At 70.9% G+C, this 17,177-nt stretch carries 18 protein-coding genes; 9 read left to right on the plus strand and 9 right to left on the minus strand.

Features of this window, described 5'->3' with window-relative positions; genetic code table 11:
- The first annotated feature begins 59 nt into the window (after window positions 1–59).
- The gene (locus F0Q34_RS17670) at window positions 60–851 is read left to right on the plus strand and encodes a YidB family protein (protein ID WP_149813576.1); all 792 of its coding nucleotides are present in this window, start codon (window positions 60–62) and stop codon (window positions 849–851) included.
- 51 nt (window positions 852–902) lie between these two features.
- Here F0Q34_RS17670 and F0Q34_RS17675 read toward each other — a convergent pair whose 3' ends face one another.
- Window positions 903–1,844: a hydroxymethylglutaryl-CoA lyase gene (locus F0Q34_RS17675; RefSeq protein ID WP_149813577.1), complete on the minus strand. Its 942-nt coding sequence runs from the start codon at window positions 1,842–1,844 to the stop codon at window positions 903–905.
- Window positions 1,841–3,052: a CaiB/BaiF CoA transferase family protein gene (locus tag F0Q34_RS17680; RefSeq protein WP_149813578.1), complete on the minus strand. Its 1,212-nt coding sequence runs from the start codon at window positions 3,050–3,052 to the stop codon at window positions 1,841–1,843. The genes F0Q34_RS17675 and F0Q34_RS17680 overlap by 4 nt, the downstream gene beginning before the upstream one ends.
- A gap of 57 nt (window positions 3,053–3,109) precedes the next feature.
- Between F0Q34_RS17680 and F0Q34_RS17685 the strand changes: the two genes are divergently transcribed.
- Together F0Q34_RS17685 and F0Q34_RS17690 are read left to right on the plus strand one after the other, a co-directional pair.
- Entirely contained in the window at window positions 3,110–3,784 is a 675-nt protein-coding gene (locus tag F0Q34_RS17685; RefSeq protein ID WP_149813579.1) for an IclR family transcriptional regulator, read from the plus strand.
- Window positions 3,785–3,912: 128 nt separating this feature from the next.
- Window positions 3,913–4,785 (plus strand): isocitrate lyase/PEP mutase family protein, encoded by an 873-nt coding sequence (locus tag F0Q34_RS17690; RefSeq protein ID WP_149813580.1) that lies wholly within the window; start codon window positions 3,913–3,915, stop codon window positions 4,783–4,785.
- 15 nt (window positions 4,786–4,800) lie between these two features.
- On the opposite strand, the gene F0Q34_RS17695 is transcribed toward F0Q34_RS17690, so the two are convergent.
- From F0Q34_RS17695 to F0Q34_RS17710, 4 genes are all read right to left on the minus strand, one after another.
- A complete protein-coding gene (locus F0Q34_RS17695) occupies window positions 4,801–5,628 on the minus strand; it encodes an ABC transporter permease (protein WP_149813581.1) in 828 nt (275 codons plus the stop codon).
- The gene (locus F0Q34_RS17700; protein ID WP_149813582.1) at window positions 5,625–6,569 is read right to left on the minus strand and encodes an ABC transporter permease; all 945 of its coding nucleotides are present in this window, start codon (window positions 6,567–6,569) and stop codon (window positions 5,625–5,627) included. Before F0Q34_RS17700 ends, F0Q34_RS17695 begins: the two co-directional genes overlap by 4 nt.
- Window positions 6,554–8,209, minus strand: coding sequence for a peptide ABC transporter substrate-binding protein (locus F0Q34_RS17705; RefSeq protein ID WP_149813583.1), 1,656 nt, complete (start codon window positions 8,207–8,209; stop codon window positions 6,554–6,556). The genes F0Q34_RS17700 and F0Q34_RS17705 overlap by 16 nt, the downstream gene beginning before the upstream one ends.
- A 158-nt stretch (window positions 8,210–8,367) precedes the next feature.
- A complete protein-coding gene (locus tag F0Q34_RS17710) occupies window positions 8,368–9,108 on the minus strand; it encodes an orotate phosphoribosyltransferase (RefSeq protein WP_149813584.1) in 741 nt (246 codons plus the stop codon).
- A gap of 51 nt (window positions 9,109–9,159) precedes the next feature.
- Here F0Q34_RS17710 and F0Q34_RS17715 point away from each other — a divergent pair, with 51 nt between their 5' ends.
- The 5 genes from F0Q34_RS17715 (at window position 9,160) to F0Q34_RS17735 (ending at window position 13,070) form a co-directional block, all read left to right on the plus strand.
- Window positions 9,160–10,110 (plus strand): mitochondrial fission ELM1 family protein, encoded by a 951-nt coding sequence (locus F0Q34_RS17715; RefSeq protein WP_241665564.1) that lies wholly within the window; start codon window positions 9,160–9,162, stop codon window positions 10,108–10,110.
- Window positions 10,111–10,204: 94 nt separating this feature from the next.
- Window positions 10,205–11,275, plus strand: a complete 1,071-nt coding sequence (locus F0Q34_RS17720; protein ID WP_149813585.1) for a tartrate dehydrogenase — start codon at window positions 10,205–10,207, stop codon at window positions 11,273–11,275.
- A gap of 122 nt (window positions 11,276–11,397) precedes the next feature.
- Window positions 11,398–11,637, plus strand: coding sequence for a hypothetical protein (locus F0Q34_RS17725; RefSeq protein WP_149813586.1), 240 nt, complete (start codon window positions 11,398–11,400; stop codon window positions 11,635–11,637).
- Between the two features lie 207 nt (window positions 11,638–11,844).
- Window positions 11,845–12,321 carry a PepSY domain-containing protein gene (locus F0Q34_RS17730; RefSeq protein WP_206668081.1) on the plus strand — a complete coding sequence of 159 codons (477 nt, stop codon included), beginning with the start codon at window positions 11,845–11,847 and terminating at the stop codon, window positions 12,319–12,321.
- 44 nt (window positions 12,322–12,365) lie between these two features.
- Window positions 12,366–13,070: a general stress protein gene (locus F0Q34_RS17735; protein WP_194163325.1), complete on the plus strand. Its 705-nt coding sequence runs from the start codon at window positions 12,366–12,368 to the stop codon at window positions 13,068–13,070.
- Between the two features lie 45 nt (window positions 13,071–13,115).
- Here the strand turns inward: F0Q34_RS17735 and ggt are convergent, their stop codons facing one another.
- Window positions 13,116–14,804, minus strand: coding sequence for a gamma-glutamyltransferase (gene ggt / locus F0Q34_RS17740; RefSeq protein ID WP_149813587.1), 1,689 nt, complete (start codon window positions 14,802–14,804; stop codon window positions 13,116–13,118).
- A 283-nt stretch (window positions 14,805–15,087) separates the two neighbouring features.
- Between ggt and F0Q34_RS17745 the strand changes: the two genes are divergently transcribed.
- Window positions 15,088–15,627, plus strand: coding sequence for an ankyrin repeat domain-containing protein (locus F0Q34_RS17745; RefSeq protein WP_149813588.1), 540 nt, complete (start codon window positions 15,088–15,090; stop codon window positions 15,625–15,627).
- On the opposite strand, the gene cuyB is transcribed toward F0Q34_RS17745, so the two are convergent.
- Window positions 15,624–16,331, minus strand: a complete 708-nt coding sequence (gene cuyB, locus F0Q34_RS17750) for a cysteate racemase (protein WP_149813589.1) — start codon at window positions 16,329–16,331, stop codon at window positions 15,624–15,626. The two genes, F0Q34_RS17745 and cuyB, sit on opposite strands and share 4 nt — an antisense overlap.
- Before the next feature lie 8 nt (window positions 16,332–16,339).
- Window positions 16,340–17,125: a sulfite exporter TauE/SafE family protein gene (locus F0Q34_RS17755; protein ID WP_241665565.1), complete on the minus strand. Its 786-nt coding sequence runs from the start codon at window positions 17,123–17,125 to the stop codon at window positions 16,340–16,342.
- Window positions 17,126–17,177 lie beyond the last annotated feature (52 nt).

The following is a 17,177-nucleotide window of genomic DNA, read 5'->3' on the forward strand; positions in this document are numbered from 1 at the left end:
AGCCTAATCCCGTTGCCTGACCCGCCCATTGTTCGGGAACACGAAACGGGAGGGTGACCATGAGTGACTTCTTTTCCGGCCAGCGCGGCGGCGGCCTTGCCGGCGGCATGTCGGGCGGCGTGAAGATGGCGGCCGTCGCGCTGCTGCTGCACCAGCTGATGAAGCATGCGCGGACCCAGCAGGGCACGGCAGGCCCAGCACAGGGCCAGGATCAGGGTGGCATCGGCGATGTGCTCGGCGGGTTGCTGCGCGGCGGGACCTCGCCTTCCGATACCACGGGCAGCATGGCAGGGGTCGATCCCCGCACGGGAGGGCAGGCGCCGGCGCAGGGCGGCGGCATTGGCGATGTGCTGGGCGGCCTGTTGCGCGGCGGCGGCGCCAATCCCGGCATGGGCGCCGGAATGGGCGGTGGCCTGGGTGGTCTTCTCGGCGGCTTGCTTGGCGGCGGCGGCCAGGGAAGTGGTGGCCTTGGCGGCGGCATGGCAGGCAATGCGGGTCTCGGGGGCCTGCTGGGCGGGCTTGCGGGCATGCTGGGCGGCATGCGCCGGCATGGCTTCGCGGAGGAGGTGGATTCCTGGGTCGCGCCCGGCGCCAACCGGGACGTCCCCCGGCAGGCGGTGGAGCAGGAATTCGATCCGCAGGAACTGGATGCCGTGGCGCAGCAGCTTGGCACCGACCGGGACAGCCTGATCGAGGAATTGCGCCGCACCATGCCGGAACTGGTGGACCGGCTGACGCCGCAGGGCCGGGTGCCGGAGCGCGAGGACGAGCTGGGCCAGGGCGGCGTCGGCGAAATGCTGGGCAGCCTGCTGCGTCCCGTCGGTTCGCCGGGCGGGCCGCCGAAAGCCTGAAGCTTCAGCCGAGGCGGCCGGCCGGTCCGGGCAATGCCGGTTCCGGCCGCGTCAGCCGCGGGCCGCCAGCAGCCCGCCCTGCTTGACCCGCCCCGGAAGGGGATGGCCGACCACCTCCTCGGCCAGCCATGCGGCCTCGATCAGCTTTCCGAGGTCCAGGCCGGTCTCGATGCCGCTTTCGGCGCAAAGCAGGGCGAGATCCTCGGTGCAGATATTCCCGGCCGCGCCGGCATGCTTGGCGAAGGGGCAGCCGCCAAGGCCGGCAATGGCGGCGTCGAACCGCGCCACCCCAAGCTGCATCCCGGCCCAGGCATTGGCGATCGCCATGCCGCGCGTGTCGTGCAGATGCAGCGAGATTTCCACATCCGGCCACTTCTCCCGCACCGCGCCCACCACGCGCTGGATCGAGAGCGGCGTGGCCCAGGCCATGGTGTCGGCCAGCGATACGCAGGGCCGGTTCAGCCCGGCGCCGCCGGCCAGGGAAAGCAGCGCCTCGACCCGGTCCAGCACGGCGCCGACCGGCACCTCGCCCTGGAAGTTGCAGCCAAAGGCGGCCATCACGGTGATGCGCGCCAGCGGGATGCGGTGCTCGGCATAGAGCGCCATCAGCGCGGCGGCGGCGGCGAGGTCCTGTTCCCGGTCGCGGTTCTGGTTGCGGCGGCCGAACACCTCCGACGCGGACACCGAGACGCTGCCTTCCAGCACGATGTTCGGCGCCACCAGGGCCCGCAGGAAGCCCTTCGCGTTCAGCCACAGCGCGGTGTAGGCGACGCCCGGATGCGGCGTCAGCCTGGCGCAGACGGCCTCGGCATCGGCCATGCCGGGCACCCGGCGCGGATCAACAAAGGAAACGGCCTGGATGTGGCGCAGTCCGGTCCCGGCCAGCGCTCCGATCAGGTCCAGCTTGCGGGCGGTGGGGATCTCGCCCTTCTCGAACTGGAAGCCCTCGCGCGGGCCTTCCTCGCGGATCTCGACGCGGCGGGGCAGGGTCACGCGGGGGCTTCCCCGGCGGGCAGGGCCAGCACATGGTCGCGCGCCAGAGCGGCCTGCTCCTCGGGCGCGATGCCCAGCTCGGACAGGATGGCGGCGCCGCCCTCGCCGATATGCGGCGGCTGGTGCCGGAGCCGGACCTCGCTATTGCCGAGATGCACGGGGGTCATGGGAATCGGCGCCAGGAGATGGTCGGTCAGCGCGGTTTCGCCCATGATGCCGCTGGCCAGCAGGTGCGGGTCGTTGAACAGGTCCTCGGGATGGGCCACCGGTGCGCAGGGGATGAAGGCATCGCGGCAGCGGCGCAGCACTTCCTCCACCGGCCATTCGGCGATCAGGGCCTCCAGCACCGGCATGATACGCTCCCGTGCCGCGACGCGCTGGGCGTTGGTCGCCAGATCGGGATCGGCGCCCAGCTCCTCCAGCCCGAGATGCTGGCACAGGCGCTGCCAGTGCTGGTCGCTGGTGACGCCAACGAAGACCTGCCCGTCCCTGGCCTGGAACACGTCATAGATCGCCCAGGTGATGCGCCGCGCGGTCATCGGCGGCACGCGTTCCCCGGCGATGGCGCCGGCGGCCATGTGCTGGCCGACCATGAAGGCGACGCTTTCGAACAGGGAAGCCTGCACCTTCTGCCCTTCGCCGGTTTGCTCGCGCTGGCGCAGCGCCGCCAGGATGCCGACTACGCCGAACACGCCGCCCATGATGTCCACCACCGAGGTGCCGGCGCGCATCGGCCGGCCCGGCAATCCGGTCATGTAGGCCAGGCCGCCCTGCATCTGCACCACCTCGTCCAGGGCGGGCAGGGTGTCGTAGGGGCCGGGAAGGTAGCCTTTCAGGGCGCAATAAACGAGCCGTGGGTTGATGGCCCGCAGCGCCTCGCAGCCCAGGCCGAGCCGCTCCATGGTGCCGGGGGCGAAGTTCTCCACCAGAACATCGGCGGTCAGCACCAGCTTGCGCAGGATCTCCGCTCCGCGCGGGTCCTTCAGGTTCAGCGCGAGGGAGCGCTTGTTGCGGTTGTAGGTGGCGAAGAAGCCGGTGCCGAAGCCGCCCAGGCGGCGGGTGCGGTCGCCTTCCGGCGGTTCGATGCGGATCACCTCGGCGCCCAGATCGGCCAGCACCACCCCGCAGGTCGGGCCCATGACCGTGTGGCCGAAATCCAGAACCCGGAGGCCGGCGAGGGGGAGAGGGCTGGCCGCTTCGCTTGACATGGGATTGTTCCGTCAGACAGAATTGAGTTCTTTCAAACAGAATGGAGGGCCGGGGCTATGCCGGTCAAGCCGGATGCGCCGGAATCGGGCGTCGGCGCGGTGGACCGGGCGCTTTCCGTGCTGTTCGCCTTTGAGGCCGGTGAGGAAACGCTGACCCTCGCGGAACTGGCGCGGCGCACCGGCCTCTACAAAAGCACCCTGCTGCGGCTGATCGCCTCGTTGGAGCGGGTCCGGATGGTGCTGCGCGAGGACGGGGCCGCACGCTGGCGGCTGGGCCCCGCCCTGGTGCTGCTGGGCGCCCGCGCCGGGCCGGTGCCGGTGCGCGCCCTGGTGCCGCCCGCGCTGCGGCGGCTGGCCGAGGAAACCGGGGAGAATGCCAGCTTCTATGTGCGCCATGGCGAGGCACGGCTGTGCCTGCTCCGCGAGGAAGGGCGCCATCCGGTGCGCGACAATCTGGTGCCAGGCAGCCTGCTGCCGCTGGATCGCGGCGCCGCGGGCCATGTGCTGCGCGACAACCGCGATGGCCTCGTGGTGACGCTGGGTGAAAGGGACCCGGAGATGGCGGCACTGGCGGCGCCGGTACGGGGCGCGGATGGCGAGTTGCTCGGCGCGCTGTGCCTATCCGGCACCGTGACCCGGCTGCGGGACGAAGCGCGCCGCGCGCCGATGGAGGCGGCGCTGCTGCGCGAGGCGGCCGCGCTGAGCGGGATGCTGGGCAACGGGCGCGGATAGGCCCCGCGCCGCCCTGGCTGTTCCCTTGGCTGTCCCCCTGGCTGCCGCCCGGCATATCGGCTTAGCTGGCCGGAACAATGATCGGCGTTGCCGGCGGCCGGCGACGTTTCCGGGAAGGGGAAGCACCGATGGTCCGGCAACAACATCCCGTGGCCAGGCTGCGCGCGGCCATGGCCGGGGGCATCGTCATGGCGCCCGGCGCGCCCGATGCGCTGACGGCGCGGCTGGTGGAGCGGGCGGGTTTCCCGGCCGTGTACATGACCGGCCTCGGCGCCACGGCGGTGCGGCTCGGCCAGCCCGATCTGGGCCTGCTGACGCAAACCGAGATGGCGGAGCATGCGCGCAGCATGACGCGCGCCGTCGGCATCCCGGTCATCGCCGACGCCGATACGGGCTATGGCGGCGTGCTGAACATCCGCCGCACGCTGCGCGAATACGTCCAGGCCGGCGTAGCGGCGCTGCATCTGGAGGACCAGGTGGCGCCGAAGCGCTGTGGCCAGCTTTCCGGCATCCGGCTGATGGAGGCGGAGGAAAGCGCGCAGCGGCTGCGGGCGGCGGTGGAGGCGCGCGGCGGGGACGAGGTGCTGATCATCGGCCGCACCGACGCGCTGGGCGCGACGGGGATCGAGGATGCGCTGGAGCGCGCCCGGCGCTACCAGGACACCGGCATCGATCTCGTTTTCGTCGATGGAATCCGGAAGATCGCCGAGGCGGAGGCGGTGGCGCGCGCCATCCGGGGGCCGAAGGTGATGACGGTGGTGGACGGCACCGAGACCGTCGGCCTGACCGCGTCCGAGTTGCAGCAGATGGGCTTCAGCATCGTGTTCTACGCCGTCAGCACGCTGTTCACCGCGATCCGCGCGGTGGGCGACACATTGGCGGAGCTGAAGCGCGCCGGAACTCCGCGCGGCCGGGCGGACGCCATGGCGAGCTATGCCGAGTTCGCCGAGGTGGTCGGCCTGCATGAGCAGCAGGATTGGGCCGGCCGCTTCGGCGGTTGAGGAGGGGCGGCGCGGTCATTGGCCGCGCCGCGCCACGCCATCCGCCACCAGGGCGCAGCCGACGATGGCGATGAGGATGGCGAGCCCGGGCCACAACGCCGCCAAGGGCGCCGCGAACACCGCTTCCTGCGCATTGGCCAGCATGTTGCCCCAGGATGGCGTCGGCGGCTGGATGCCAAGGCCCAGGAAGCTCAGCACGCTTTCGGTCAGGATGGCGCCCGCCACGGCCAGCGCGCAGGCCACCGCGACTGGCGCGGCGAGGCCCGGCAGCACATGCCGCCACAGCAGCCGCGCTTCCGTGACGCCGAGCGCCCGCGCCGCCCGCACATAATCGGTGGCCAGCAGCGACAGCGCCCCGGCGCGCGCCAGCCGCGCCACGCCGACCCAGCCGAACACCACCAGGATGACGACGATGCGCAGCATGTCCACCATGGCATCGCCGCGCGGCAGGCCGAGCTTCGCCGGGTCCATCGCCGCCAGCAGCACCAGGATGGGCAGGGCCGGCAAGGCCAGCAGCCCGTCGGCCAGCCGCATCAGCACCGCATCCACCCAGCCGCCCTTCCACGCGGCCAGAACGCCGAGGGCGGTGCCCAGCACCGACGCGGCCAGCGCCGCCGCCAGCCCCACCCCCAGCGAGACGCGCGCGCCGTAGAGCAGCCGCAGCAGCAGGTCGCGCCCCAGCTCATCGGCACCGAGCGGGTGTTCGGCGGAGGGTTCGGCATAGCGTGCGAACAGGTCGGGCGCGAAGGGATCGGTGCCGAGCCATTGCTGGGCCCAGGGCGCCACGCTGGCGGCCAGCGCCATCAGGGCCAGCAGGGTCAGGCCAAGACGAAGGCGCGTCATCGCTCGCCGAGCCGCGGGTCGATCCAGCGCTGCGCCAGATCCGCCAGCAAGGTCGCCAGCATGGTCACCAGGGCCACCAGCAGCAGCGCCAGCAAAGCAAGGTTGTAGTCATTGCCCATCACTGCATCATAAAGCAGCTTGCCCATGCCGGGGCGGGCGAACACCGTTTCCGTCACCAGCGCGCCGGACACCAGCGACCCGGCATCCAGGGCCAGCAGGGTCAGCAGCGGCACGGCGGCGTTGGGCAAAGCGTGGCGCCAGATCAGCCGCCGCTCCCCGGCGCCGCGCGCGCGGGCACTGGTGATGTGCGGGCGGGACAGCTCGGCCGAAAGCGCGGCGGCGGCATGGCGGGCATAGGCCGCCATCTGGCCGAAGGCGATGGTGACAACCGGCAGCACCAGGAAGGGCAGGGCCGATTGCCCGGCATCCGGCGCGCCGCCCGCCGGCAGCCAGCCGAGATTCACCGCGAACAGGATGATCAGCAGGATGCCCAGCCAGAAGGCCGGCACCGCCTGGGCCAGCAGCGCCACCGCATCGACCAGGGGCGCGGCGCGCGGCCGCAGCGCCGCCAGGGCCCCCAGCGCCACCCCGAGCGTCGCCGCCAGCAGCACCGCGCTGCCGACCAGGGCCAGGGTGGAGAGCAGGGCCGGCCAAAGCACCCGCCACACCGGCTGCGCGAACAGGCGGGAATAGCCGAACTCGCCCCGCAGCAGCCCGCCGGCCCAGGCCAGGTATCGTTCGATCAGCGGCTGGTCGAGGCCGTGCAGGGCGCGCAGCCGCTCGATATCCGCCGGCGTCAGGCGCGGGTCGGAGATCATCGCCAGCGACACGGGATCACCCGGCATCAGCCCGATGGCGAACCAGGCGGCCAGCGACAGCAGAACCAGGGTGAGGGCGATCTGCGGCAGCCGCCACAGCAGCAGGTTCAGCGCACCCGCCACTGCGTCACCCAGAGCGAGGAATAGTTCTGGTGCCCGGTCGGCATGACGCCTTCCAGCCAATGCGGCCAGACATGCGCGTCCGAGCGGTGCCAAAGCGGCAGCGCCGGGAGGTCAGTGGCGACGCGGCGCTGCAAGGCGGACCAGAGCGGCAGGCGCTTTTCCGCGTCAAGCTCCAGCGGCAGCGCCTCGATCAGCCTGTCCACCTCGGCATCGCGATAGCCGGTGTAGTTCTGGCCCGACCAGTTGCGGGCGGCGGTGGCGATCTCGTCCGAGTGGAGCGTGGTGCGCGGCACGCTTTCCGGGCTGCTGATCCAGGCAAACATCGCGGCCCCGCCATAGCGCCGCTTCGAGACGGTTTCGGCGAAGAAGACGCGCGGCGGCTCGTTGCGGATGCGCGCCTCGGCGCCGACGGCCTTCCACATGCCGGCTAGGATCTGCTGCACCTGTTCGCGGGTGCGGTTGCCGGCGGTGGTCATGAAGTCGAAGGCCAGGGCCTCGCCATCGGCGTTGCGGCGGATGCCTCCGGCGCCGGGCTTCCAGCCGGCCTCGTCCAGCAGGGCGCGGGCGCGGGCGGGGTCGAAGGGATATTGGGGGATGGCCGGATCAAAGCCGGCGTCGCGCGGATGGATGCCGCCATGCGCCACCTCCTGCCGCCCGCCGAACAGCCGCGCCACGATCTGCGCCCGGTCGGCGGCCAGCAGCAGGGCCTGCCGCACGCGGCGATCGGCCAGCACCGGGTTCTCCAGGTTCAGGTCGATGTGCTCGTAGGTGAGGCCGGGATTGTAGTGGAAGCGGAAGCGGTCGCCGGTGCGGCGCTGCAAGGCCGTGGCCTGCTCCAGCGGCAGGCCCAGCTCGCCGGCGATCATGTCCACCTGCCCGGACAGCAGCTGCGCTTCCAGCGCCGCGCTGTTCTCCACCATGCGGAGCTGGATGCGGTTGAAGGCGGGGGCCGGGCCGCTCCAGTGCGGATTGCGCTCCAGCGTCACGCCGGCGCCGGGCTGCACGGCCGCGATGCGGTAAGGACCGTTGTAGAGCGCGGGGTTGGTGGTGTCCGTCTCATAGGCGGAGCGGACACGGTATCCGGCCTTGTCGGCTTCCCAGATCGGCCGCTCGATGCGCGCGGGCAGCGGCTGGAACTGGCCGAGGCCGGCATAGTCATAGGTCACCTTGTCGAAGCGCAGGGTGATGCTGTGCGGCCCGCCGCTCTCGAAGGCATAGGCGGAGCGGTAGAACTCGGCCGGGCCGAAGCCGGTCTCGAAGGCGCGGCCGGCTTCCCAGGCGAAGCGGAAATCCTCGGCCGTGACCGGCGTGCCGTCTCCCCATTTCCAGTCCTGCCGCAATTGCCAGGTGACGCGGATGCCGGGCTTGCCATCCGGCGTGGTTTCCAGCGTGGCATCGCCATTCTCAAGGCTGGGCAGGCGCGTGCAGGCGATGCAGACCTGCTTCCATTCCGCGTCGTAGGCCGTCACCGGATGCAGGGCGAAGCCGAGGGCGTAGGCCTTGGCCGCCATGTTCTCGATGTTGGGATGGAAGTTCGAGGGATACTGGCTGAGGCCGATGGTCAGGCTGTCGCGCGATGGCTGCGCCGTGGCAGCAAGCGGCGGCAGCAGAAGGAGAAGGGCGGCCAGGAGGTGTCGCATCGGCCGATGATGCAGAAGGATGCCGCGCTGCGGTAGCGCAAATGCCACGGCAGGTTGTTCTGGCCAGGGGGGCGCATCCCGTCCCCTCCCGAGAACGGGAAGGGCGCCGCCGCATCGCCGCGGGACGCCATTCCATGCATCGCGGGAAGGTCGAGCCTTCAGCCGGCCTTCAGCTTGTAGGCCTCGGCTTCCTCCAGGCTGCCGACGCCGCCGCGGACGCGGCTCCAGCTCACCGGATCTTCCAGGAACTTGCGCACTTCCTTGAGCGCGGCCTCGGAGAAGTAGGGCCGCTCGCGGCACACCTCCAGCACATCCCACCAGGTGGCGAGGTGCAGGAGGTTGAGGTTGATCTCCTTCAGCTTTTCCTGGCCGCCAGGGAAGACGCCGTAGAAGAACACCACGAAGGTGTCGTCGCAGACCGCGCCGGCGTCGCGCAGCGCCTGGGCGAAGCGGATCTTGCTGCCGCCATCGGTGGTCAGATCCTCCACCAGCAGGGTGCGCTTGCCCTCAGGCACGTCGCCCTCGATCTGCGCGTTCCGGCCGAAGCCCTTGGGCTTCTTGCGCACATAGGCCATCGGCGCGCCCATGCGGTCGGCGATCCAGGCGGCATAGGGGATGCCGGCCGTTTCCCCGCCGGCCACCGCCTCGATGGTCTCGTAGCCGATGTGGCGGTTGATCTTCTCCACCGCCAGGTCACAGATCCGGGTGCGGGCGCGCGGGAAGTAGATGATCTTGCGGCAATCGATATAGACCGGGCTCTTCCAGCCGCTGGTGAAGGTGTAGGGCTCCTCCGGACGGAAGTTGACGGCCTTGATCTCCAGCAGGATACGGGCGGTGGTGAGCGCGGCGTCACGATCCCAGTCGGAAAGATGGGTGGCGGGCAGGTGGGGCGAGGGCATGGCAGTGGCTCCTTTTGCACCGGTTCGTAAAGCCCGGGGCGCGTGGCGTCCATGACGGAGATGGCAAGTGCCGCCCAGGGCATCTGGGTGCTGGCCGATCCGCGCGCCGGCACCGCCGCCCAGGCCCTTGGCATCGCCGAGCGGCTGGAGCGGCCCTTCCGCACCGTGCCGCTGGAATGGGGCGAACTGGCCCGCCTGCCCTGGCCCTGGGCGACGCTGGCGGGGCTGACCCCCGCCACCCGCGACGGCCTCCTGGCCCTTCCCGGAAAGCCGGAGCTGGTGATCTCGGCCGGGCGGCGGGCCGCGCCGGTGGCGCGCTGGCTGCGGCGCCGCGGCGCCCGCACCGTGCATGCGATGCGGCCCGGGCTTTGCGAGCGGGATTTCGACATGCTGGTGATCGGCCGCCACGACGCGCCGCGGGAGCGGGGCAACGTGTTTCCGATCCTTGGCGCCGCGCACCGGATGAGCGCGCCGCGCCTCGCGGCGGCTCGCGCGGAATGGGCGGCGGAGCTCGGTGCCCTGCCATCTCCGCGCGTGGCCCTGCTGCTGGGTGGCGCGGTGCGGGGGGAGGGGCTGGACCCTCAGGTCGCGGCCGAGCTGGCGCGCCTCGCGGCCGGCTTCGGCGGCGGCGTCATGGCCACCACCTCGCGCCGCAGCGGCGCCGCGGCCGCGGCCGCGGTAGAGGCGGCGCTGGCCAGCCTGCCGCATCACCGGCATGGCTGGGACCATCCGGGGCCGAATCCCTATGCCGGCTACCTGGCCTGGGCGGATGCCGTGGTGGTGACCGGCGACTCCGTTTCCATGATCAGCGAGGCCCTGGCCACCACGGCCGCCGTTTTCATTGCCGAAACCACGGAAGCTCCGCGCCATGCCCGGCTATGGCGCAGCCTTTATGAGGCGGGGCAGGCGCGGCCTTTCCTGTCTCCCACGCCCTTCGTCCGCACGCCGCTCGACGAGGCGGCGCGGGTCGCGGCCGAGATCCGCGGGCGCGGCTGGGCCTGAAGCGCCCTTCGCCCGCTAATCGCCCTTCACCCTCTTGCCGCCGCGACGGGCTGAGGCCACCCTCCGCGCCCAAGATTTGCCTCGGAGGAAGCGCATGTCCCGTTCCTACAAGATCGCCGTGGTGCCCGGCGACGGCATCGGCAAGGAAACCACGCCGGAAGGGCTGCGCGTGCTGGATGCCGCCGCTCGCCGCTTCGGCTTCGACCTCAAGCTGAAGCACTATGACTGGTCCTGCGAGACCTACAGCAAGACCGGCCGGATGATGCCGGAGGATGGCATCGACCAGCTACGGGACAGCGACAGCGTGTTCCTGGGCGCGGTGGGCTGGCCCGGCGTTCCGGACCATGTGTCGCTGTGGGGCCTGTTGATCCCGATCCGGCGGGAGTTCGACCAGTATATCAGCCTGCGCCCTTGCAAGCTGATGCCGGGCGCCAAGACCCCGCTCGCCAACCGCACCCCGGCCGAGATCGATTTCTACGTGGTGCGCGAGAACACCGAAGGGGAGTATTCTTCCTCGGGCGGCAAGATGTTCGCCGGCACCGAGCGCGAATTCGTGACGCAGGATTCCGTCTTCACCCGCAAGGGCGTGGACCGCGTGCTGAAATACGCCTTCGAGCTGGCGCAGACCCGGCCGCGCAAGAAGGTGACCAGCGCCACCAAGTCCAACGGCATCATCCACACCATGCCCTACTGGGACGAGCGCTTCGCCGAGATGGCGAAGAACTATCCCGGTATCACGACCGACCAGTTCCATATCGACATCCTGTGCGCCCATTTCGTGCAGCATCCGGACTGGTTCGACGTGGTGGTCGGCTCCAACCTGTTCGGCGACATCCTGTCAGACCTCGGCCCGGCCGTGGCGGGCTCGATCGGCATCGCGCCCTCGGCCAACATCAACCCGGAGAAGGCGCATCCCTCGATGTTCGAGCCGGTGCATGGCTCCGCGCCCGACATCGCCGGCAAGCACATCTGCAACCCGATCGGCCAGATCTGGTCCGGCGCCATGATGCTGGAGCACCTTGGAGAAAAGGAAGCGGCGGATTGCATTGTCGGCTGCATCGAGAAGCTGCTGGCCGAAGGCGGGCCGCGCACCCGCGACATGGGCGGCCAAGCCGGAACCGAGGATGTGGGCCGCGCGCTGGCGGAGGCGGTGGCGTCGGCGTGATCGGCATCCGGCGAGGCCCGATGATAGACGGCCTTGAAGGAAACTATTGAACGAGCCTATAAAAGAGCGCGGGATGAGTTGCGATCGATTCTCAAATAGCTCGCAACTTCGGGAGAATGCGAATGGGTCATGATGTGAGCCACATCACTCGCCGCTGCGAGCGGGCGGTGGTGACGGCATACCGGGAGCTGCGGGAAACGGGGAATGACGACCTATCTTCCTTCCGCGCCTGCACGGCCCTGTATCGCATTCACCACCCTGAGGCCTCGGTCAGCGAGGCGCGGCGGCTGGTGTCGGAATGGATCGACCACCATGTGGTGCGGGGCGAAACCGGCCCCACCGATGGCTGCGAGTGCCCCTGACGCCTTCCCGTTCCGCTTCATGACCTGAGTGGCCGCTCCCTGCCGGGGGCGGCTTTTTTTATGCGTTCCCGGTGCTTCCCGGCAGCCGGTGAGAAGGCTTTTCGCCCAGCTTCCCTGCGCATCCGGCGGAAAACATACGGCGCCTGCGCCGTTATCCCTGCAGAAGGCGGCCAATGAGCCGCCGGCCACAGAACAGGGAAGCCATTCATGCGTACGAAGACCACGGCCCTGGCACTCGCCGCCAGCTTGCTCGCCGCACCCTTTGCCCTGGCGCAGAATCAGCCGGCCCAGCAGCCATCCGGAACGGCGGGTTCGCCGACCGCGCCGCGCGGTGGCGGAACCACGATGCAGCAGGGGACGCCCGGCCCCACTACGGGCGGGACCACGGCGCCCGGCGCGACCAGCGGCACCACTTCCGGCGACAGCGGCTCGACAACCGGGGGAGCCGCGGCGCCGGGCACCAACAATCCGCCCACCACCACGACGCCCGCCGCCGGCGCCAACAGCTTCACCGAAGGCCAGGCGCGCAGCCGCATCGAGGCGGCCGGCTACACCGACGTGCAGGAACTGCGGAAGGACGAGCAGGGGGTCTGGCGCGGCCGTGCCATGCGCAACGGCCAGCAGGCCGATGTGGGCCTGGATTTCCAGGGCCAGGTGGTGACCGGCAGCGGCACCCCGCGCTGAGCCCGCAGGCTCGCTCGCTTCCCCAAACAGAAAGGTGACGTCCCATGGCCCGTAAAACTGTAACCCGGCTTTTCGACACCCGCGAGCACGCCCTGGCGGCGCTGCGCGACCTGGAGGCCGCCGGCTTCTCGCATGACGACATCGGCATCGTCGCCAGCAATGGCGACACCCAGGACCCCGTGCGAGGGCACGACACTACTGAATCCACCTCCTCCGGTGCCGGGATCGGCGCGACGATCGGCACCCTGGTGGGTGGCGGCGCAGGTCTGGCGGCGGGGCTTGGTGCACTTGCCATTCCCGGGATCGGGCCGGTGGTCGCCGCTGGCGCCCTGGTCGCCGCGCTGACCGGCGCGGGTGCCGGTGCCGCCGCCGGCGGGCTGGTAGGCAGCCTGACAGGCGCCGGTGTCAGCGAGTCGGAAGCCCATGTCTATGCCGAGGGGATGCGCCGCGGCGGCAGCATGGTGACGGTGCAAACCGACGAAGCCCGCGAGGCCGAGGTCGTCGGTATCCTGAACCGTCACAACCCGGTGAACATCACCGAGCGCGAGGCCAGCCTGCGGGCCAGCGGCTGGCGCGGCTACGAGGAGGAGCGGACCGGCGACCCGAACCTGCCGCCCACCGCCGGCGCGACGGCCGGCACCCCCCTGGGTACCCCCCCGGGCACGACCACGGTCGCGACCCCGGGTCCCAGCACCAGCGGGGGCATCGCCGACGCGCCCGGCACGCTGCCCTCCGATCGCCGCATCTGAGGCTCCCGCCCGGCGGCATGTCCGCCGGGCCAGGGGCAGCGCCGTTCAGCGCCGCCCCACCTCCGGATTAAAGCGCACATCCGGCCGCGCCAGGCCACCCGAGATGCCGACCGGCGTTCCATCGGCCCGCCAGCAGGCGGCGCCTTCCAGCATGCCATCGTCGCGGAACCGCACCGCGGCCATGCCGCCCCCGATATGCTTCACGCGCTGCACCTGATGGCCGAGCGCGGCGAGGCGCTCGGCCACATCGGCCGCCACGGTTGGCTCCAGTTCCAGCGTGTGACCCTGGGTCCAGATGCGCGGCGCCTCGACGGCGTCCTGCAATTCCATGCCGTGGTCGATCAGGTTGATCACCGCCTGCATGGCCGAGCCGAAGATGCGCAGGCCACCCGGCAAGCCAAGGGCAAAGACCGGCTTGCCATCCTTGCGCACAATGGTCGGCGCCATGGAGGTGAAGACCCGCTTGCCCGGCGCCACAGACAGCGCCTGGCCCGGATGTGGGTCGAAGTTGAACATGTAGTTGTTGGCGATCAGCCCGGTGCCGGGAATGGAGAAGCGGGCGCCGAACAGGCTGTTGATGGTTTGCGTGGTGGCGACGATGTTGCCGGACGAATCGGCCACCGTGACATGGGTGGTGTTGGCGCTCTCGGCCTGCGGGATGCCGGGTGCCCAGTCCCGCGCCCGGTCGCGCCGCAGCAGCGCTCGGCGCTCGGCCGCGTAGTCCTTTGAGGTGAGCCGCGCCACCGGCACCTTGACGAAGGCCGGATCGGCGGTCGCCACGGCCCGGTCCGCGAAGCCCATCTTCAGGGCCTCTGCCAGCAGGTGGATGGTGTCGGCGCTGCCGGAGCCAAGCGCCGCCAGGTCATATTCTTCCAGCAGGTTCAGCATCTGCGTCATGTGGACGCCGGAGGAGGAAGGCGGCGGCGGCGCCAGCACCTCGAAGCCGCGGTAATGGCCGATGACCGGCTCCCGCCCGGCCACGCCGTAGGTTTCCAGGTCCGCGATGGTGATCAGGCCGCCGCTGGCCGCCATGTGCGCCGCCAGCGCGCGGCCGATCTCCCCGCCATAAAGCGCCTTCGGCCCCTCGGCGGCGATCAGCCGCAGCGACTCGGCCAGGGCCGGCTGCTTCAGCAGGGTGCCGGCCTCGGGCGCCGCGCCGCCGGGCAGGAAGGTGGCGGCGAGGCCCGGGTCACGCGAAAGATCCTCCGCCGCGTCGATCACGGCACCGCGCAGATAGGGGGTGACGCGAAAGCCGTCGGCGGCGGCGCGGATGGCCGGCCGCAGCACCTCGCCGAGCGGCATTGTGCCGTGTTCGGCCAGCGCCTTGCACCAGCCGGCCAGCGCGCCCGGCACGCCCATGGCAAGAACGCCGACCTTGTTTTCCAGCCCTTCCGTTTCCTGGTAGTCGGGCAGGCTGTCGGAGATGGGCCGGTACATGTCGGGCCGCGCCGCGGCGGGGGCGGTGGAAAGCCCGTCCAGCACCAGGTGGCGGCCATCGGCCAGCCGGATATGCGCCACGCCGCCGCCCAGGGGGCCGACCATCATCGGCTCCACCACCGTCAGGGTGAACAGCGCCGCGATGGCAGCATCGATCGCGTTGCCGCCCGACAGCAGCATCTCCGCCCCGGCGGAGGAAGCCACGGGGTGGTTGGTGACCACCATCCCCCTGCTGGCCAGGGCCGGCTGCTTTTCCCGCGTGAAGGGCGAACCGGCGCGGGATCGCCAGCCGCTCATGCCGCCCAATCCTGGCGGGCCATACCGGAACCATTCCTGGGGGCGGTTCCGGGGGCGCCCCGGCCTGGGCTTTGCAGATGCAAGGGCTTCACCAGGATCTCCTTTCCTCCGGACACGGCACGCAGCCCGTGACCTCCGCGCCGCCGCCGGAAATGGCGGCGATGATTCAGCCTGTCAGGCTCGCGCCAGTTCCTGCGCTTGTCCAGGGCAAGGCTGGCCTCGGCGGCCGAAGCTCCCATATGGTCGGCACCCGATATGCATCGCCAGCCTTGGAGCCGCCCGCATGACTGAACATCCCGACACCGAGCCATCACGGGATGCGGTGATCGCCTTTGCTGGCCGCGTCTTCGACGCCGCGCGTGCCGGCAATGCCGGGGCGCTGGCGGAATGGCTGGGCCAGGGCCTGCCGCCCAACATGAGCAACGACAAGGGCGACACGCTGCTGATGCTGGCCGCCTATCATGGCCGGCCCGATGCGGTGCGCGTGTTGCTGGAGCATGGCGCGGACCCGAACCGGCTGAACGATCGCGGCCAGACGCCGGTGGCGGGCGCCGCCTTCAAGGGCGACCTCGCCGTGGTGGAACTGCTGCTGCAACATGGCGCGCAGGTCGATGCCGCCGGGGCGGATGGCCGCACCGCCTTCATGACCGCCGCCATGTTCAACCGGGTGGAGATCATGCAGCTTCTGCTGGCGCGCGGCGCCAATGCCTGGGCACGCGACGCTGTTGGCAGGACGGCGCTGGATGCCGCGCGGACCATGGGCGCGTCGGAAGCGATGGCGCTGCTGGAAGGGGCGCCGCCGCCCACGGCTGATCCGGCCTAGCGCCCCGCCCAGCGCAGCGCGGCCAGCGCCAGCGCGTCGATGGTGTCCACCAGCGGCAGGCCGATCTCGGCCTGCGGCCCGGCCTGGATGCCGAGCGGGATCTCCGTGCAGCCCAGCACCACGGCCGCGGCGCCCCGGTTCCGGAGGTTGCGGGCCGCCTCGGCCAGCGGCGCATAGGCCTCGGCCACGCGATTGGCCTTCACCAAGGCGATGCCGGGGGAAACCAGCGCCTCCATTTCCGCCGGGTCGGGGACGATGCACTCATAGCCGCGCTGGTCCAGCCGCTCCTGGTAGAGCCGCATCGCGAGGGTGCCGGCGGTGCCCATGACGCCAATGCGGCCCCCTGCGATGCCCTGCCGCAGGAGGTCCTCGGCGGCGGCATCGACGATGTGCAGGATCGGCAGCGAGGTCGCCGCCGCCATGCCGTCGAACCAGCCATGGGCGGTGTTGCAGGGAATGGCGATGGCGCCGCAGCCGGCGGCCTCCAGCCCGCGGATGCCGCGCACCAGCCAGGGCAGCGGGTCCTCGCCGCCGCCGAGGCGGGCGGCGGTGCGGTCCGGCACGCGAGGGTCGGACCAGAGCAGGGCGGGAAGGTGATCCTGGTCGCGCGCGGCAGGGGTCAGCAGGGTCAGCCGCAGCATGAACTGCGCGCTGGCCAGCGGACCCATGCCGCCGAGGACGCCAAGAAAGGGTGTGTCGGACATGAGGGTGCTCACAAACCAAGGCCATCGGCCACCAGCTTCAGGCCGGTGGCGCCAAGAAGGACATAGATGACGCGATAGAACAAACGGTCGGAGATGCGCCGCTGCATCCAGACGCCGAGCCGCACCCCGACCGGCGCCAGGGGCAGCAGCACCAGGCTGGTCAGCAGGTTGGACAGGCTGAGCTGACCCAGCAGCGCATAAGGCAGCAGCTTCACGTAATTCACCGTGCCGAAGAACACGACGGTGGTGGCGGCGAGCTGCGCCCGCTCCATCCGCAGGGGATACAGATAAACAGCCAGCGGCGGCCCGCCGGCATGGGCGATGGTGGAGGTGAAGCCGGACACTGCGGACCAGAAGCCGCCGCGCGCCGCGCTGTGCGCCGCCGGGGCCGGGGACGCCCCATGCCGCCCGAGCCATAGCGAACGCGCCAGAAAGGCCAGCGCGATGCCGCCCACCATCAGCTTGATGGCCTGATCCGTCATCACCCCGAAGGCGAAGGCGCCGATCAGGATGCCAAACAGCCCGCCCGGCAGGATCACCCGCATCTCTCGCCTGTTCCAGCGGCCCCACCAGGCCCGCAACCCGGCGATGTCCATGGCGCAGAGAATCGGCAGGGCGATGGCGGCGGCCTGCGGCGCCGGGATCAGCAGCGCCATGGCGGGAACCGAGAGATTGCCGCCGCCCGAGGCGAAGCCGCCCTTGCTGATGCCCGTGATCAGCAGCGCCGGCACGGCCAGGGCATAGAACCACGGATCGGTGATGAGGTAGTCGGACCAGGGGGAATGGGGTGGCACGGGCTGACGCGACCTTGGCGGCGGTGTAAGCACACTGCCCGCAACGTCCCTG

The organism is Teichococcus oryzae (assembly GCF_008386565.1).
In the GTDB taxonomy this organism is placed as follows: domain Bacteria; phylum Pseudomonadota; class Alphaproteobacteria; order Acetobacterales; family Acetobacteraceae; genus Pseudoroseomonas; species Pseudoroseomonas oryzae.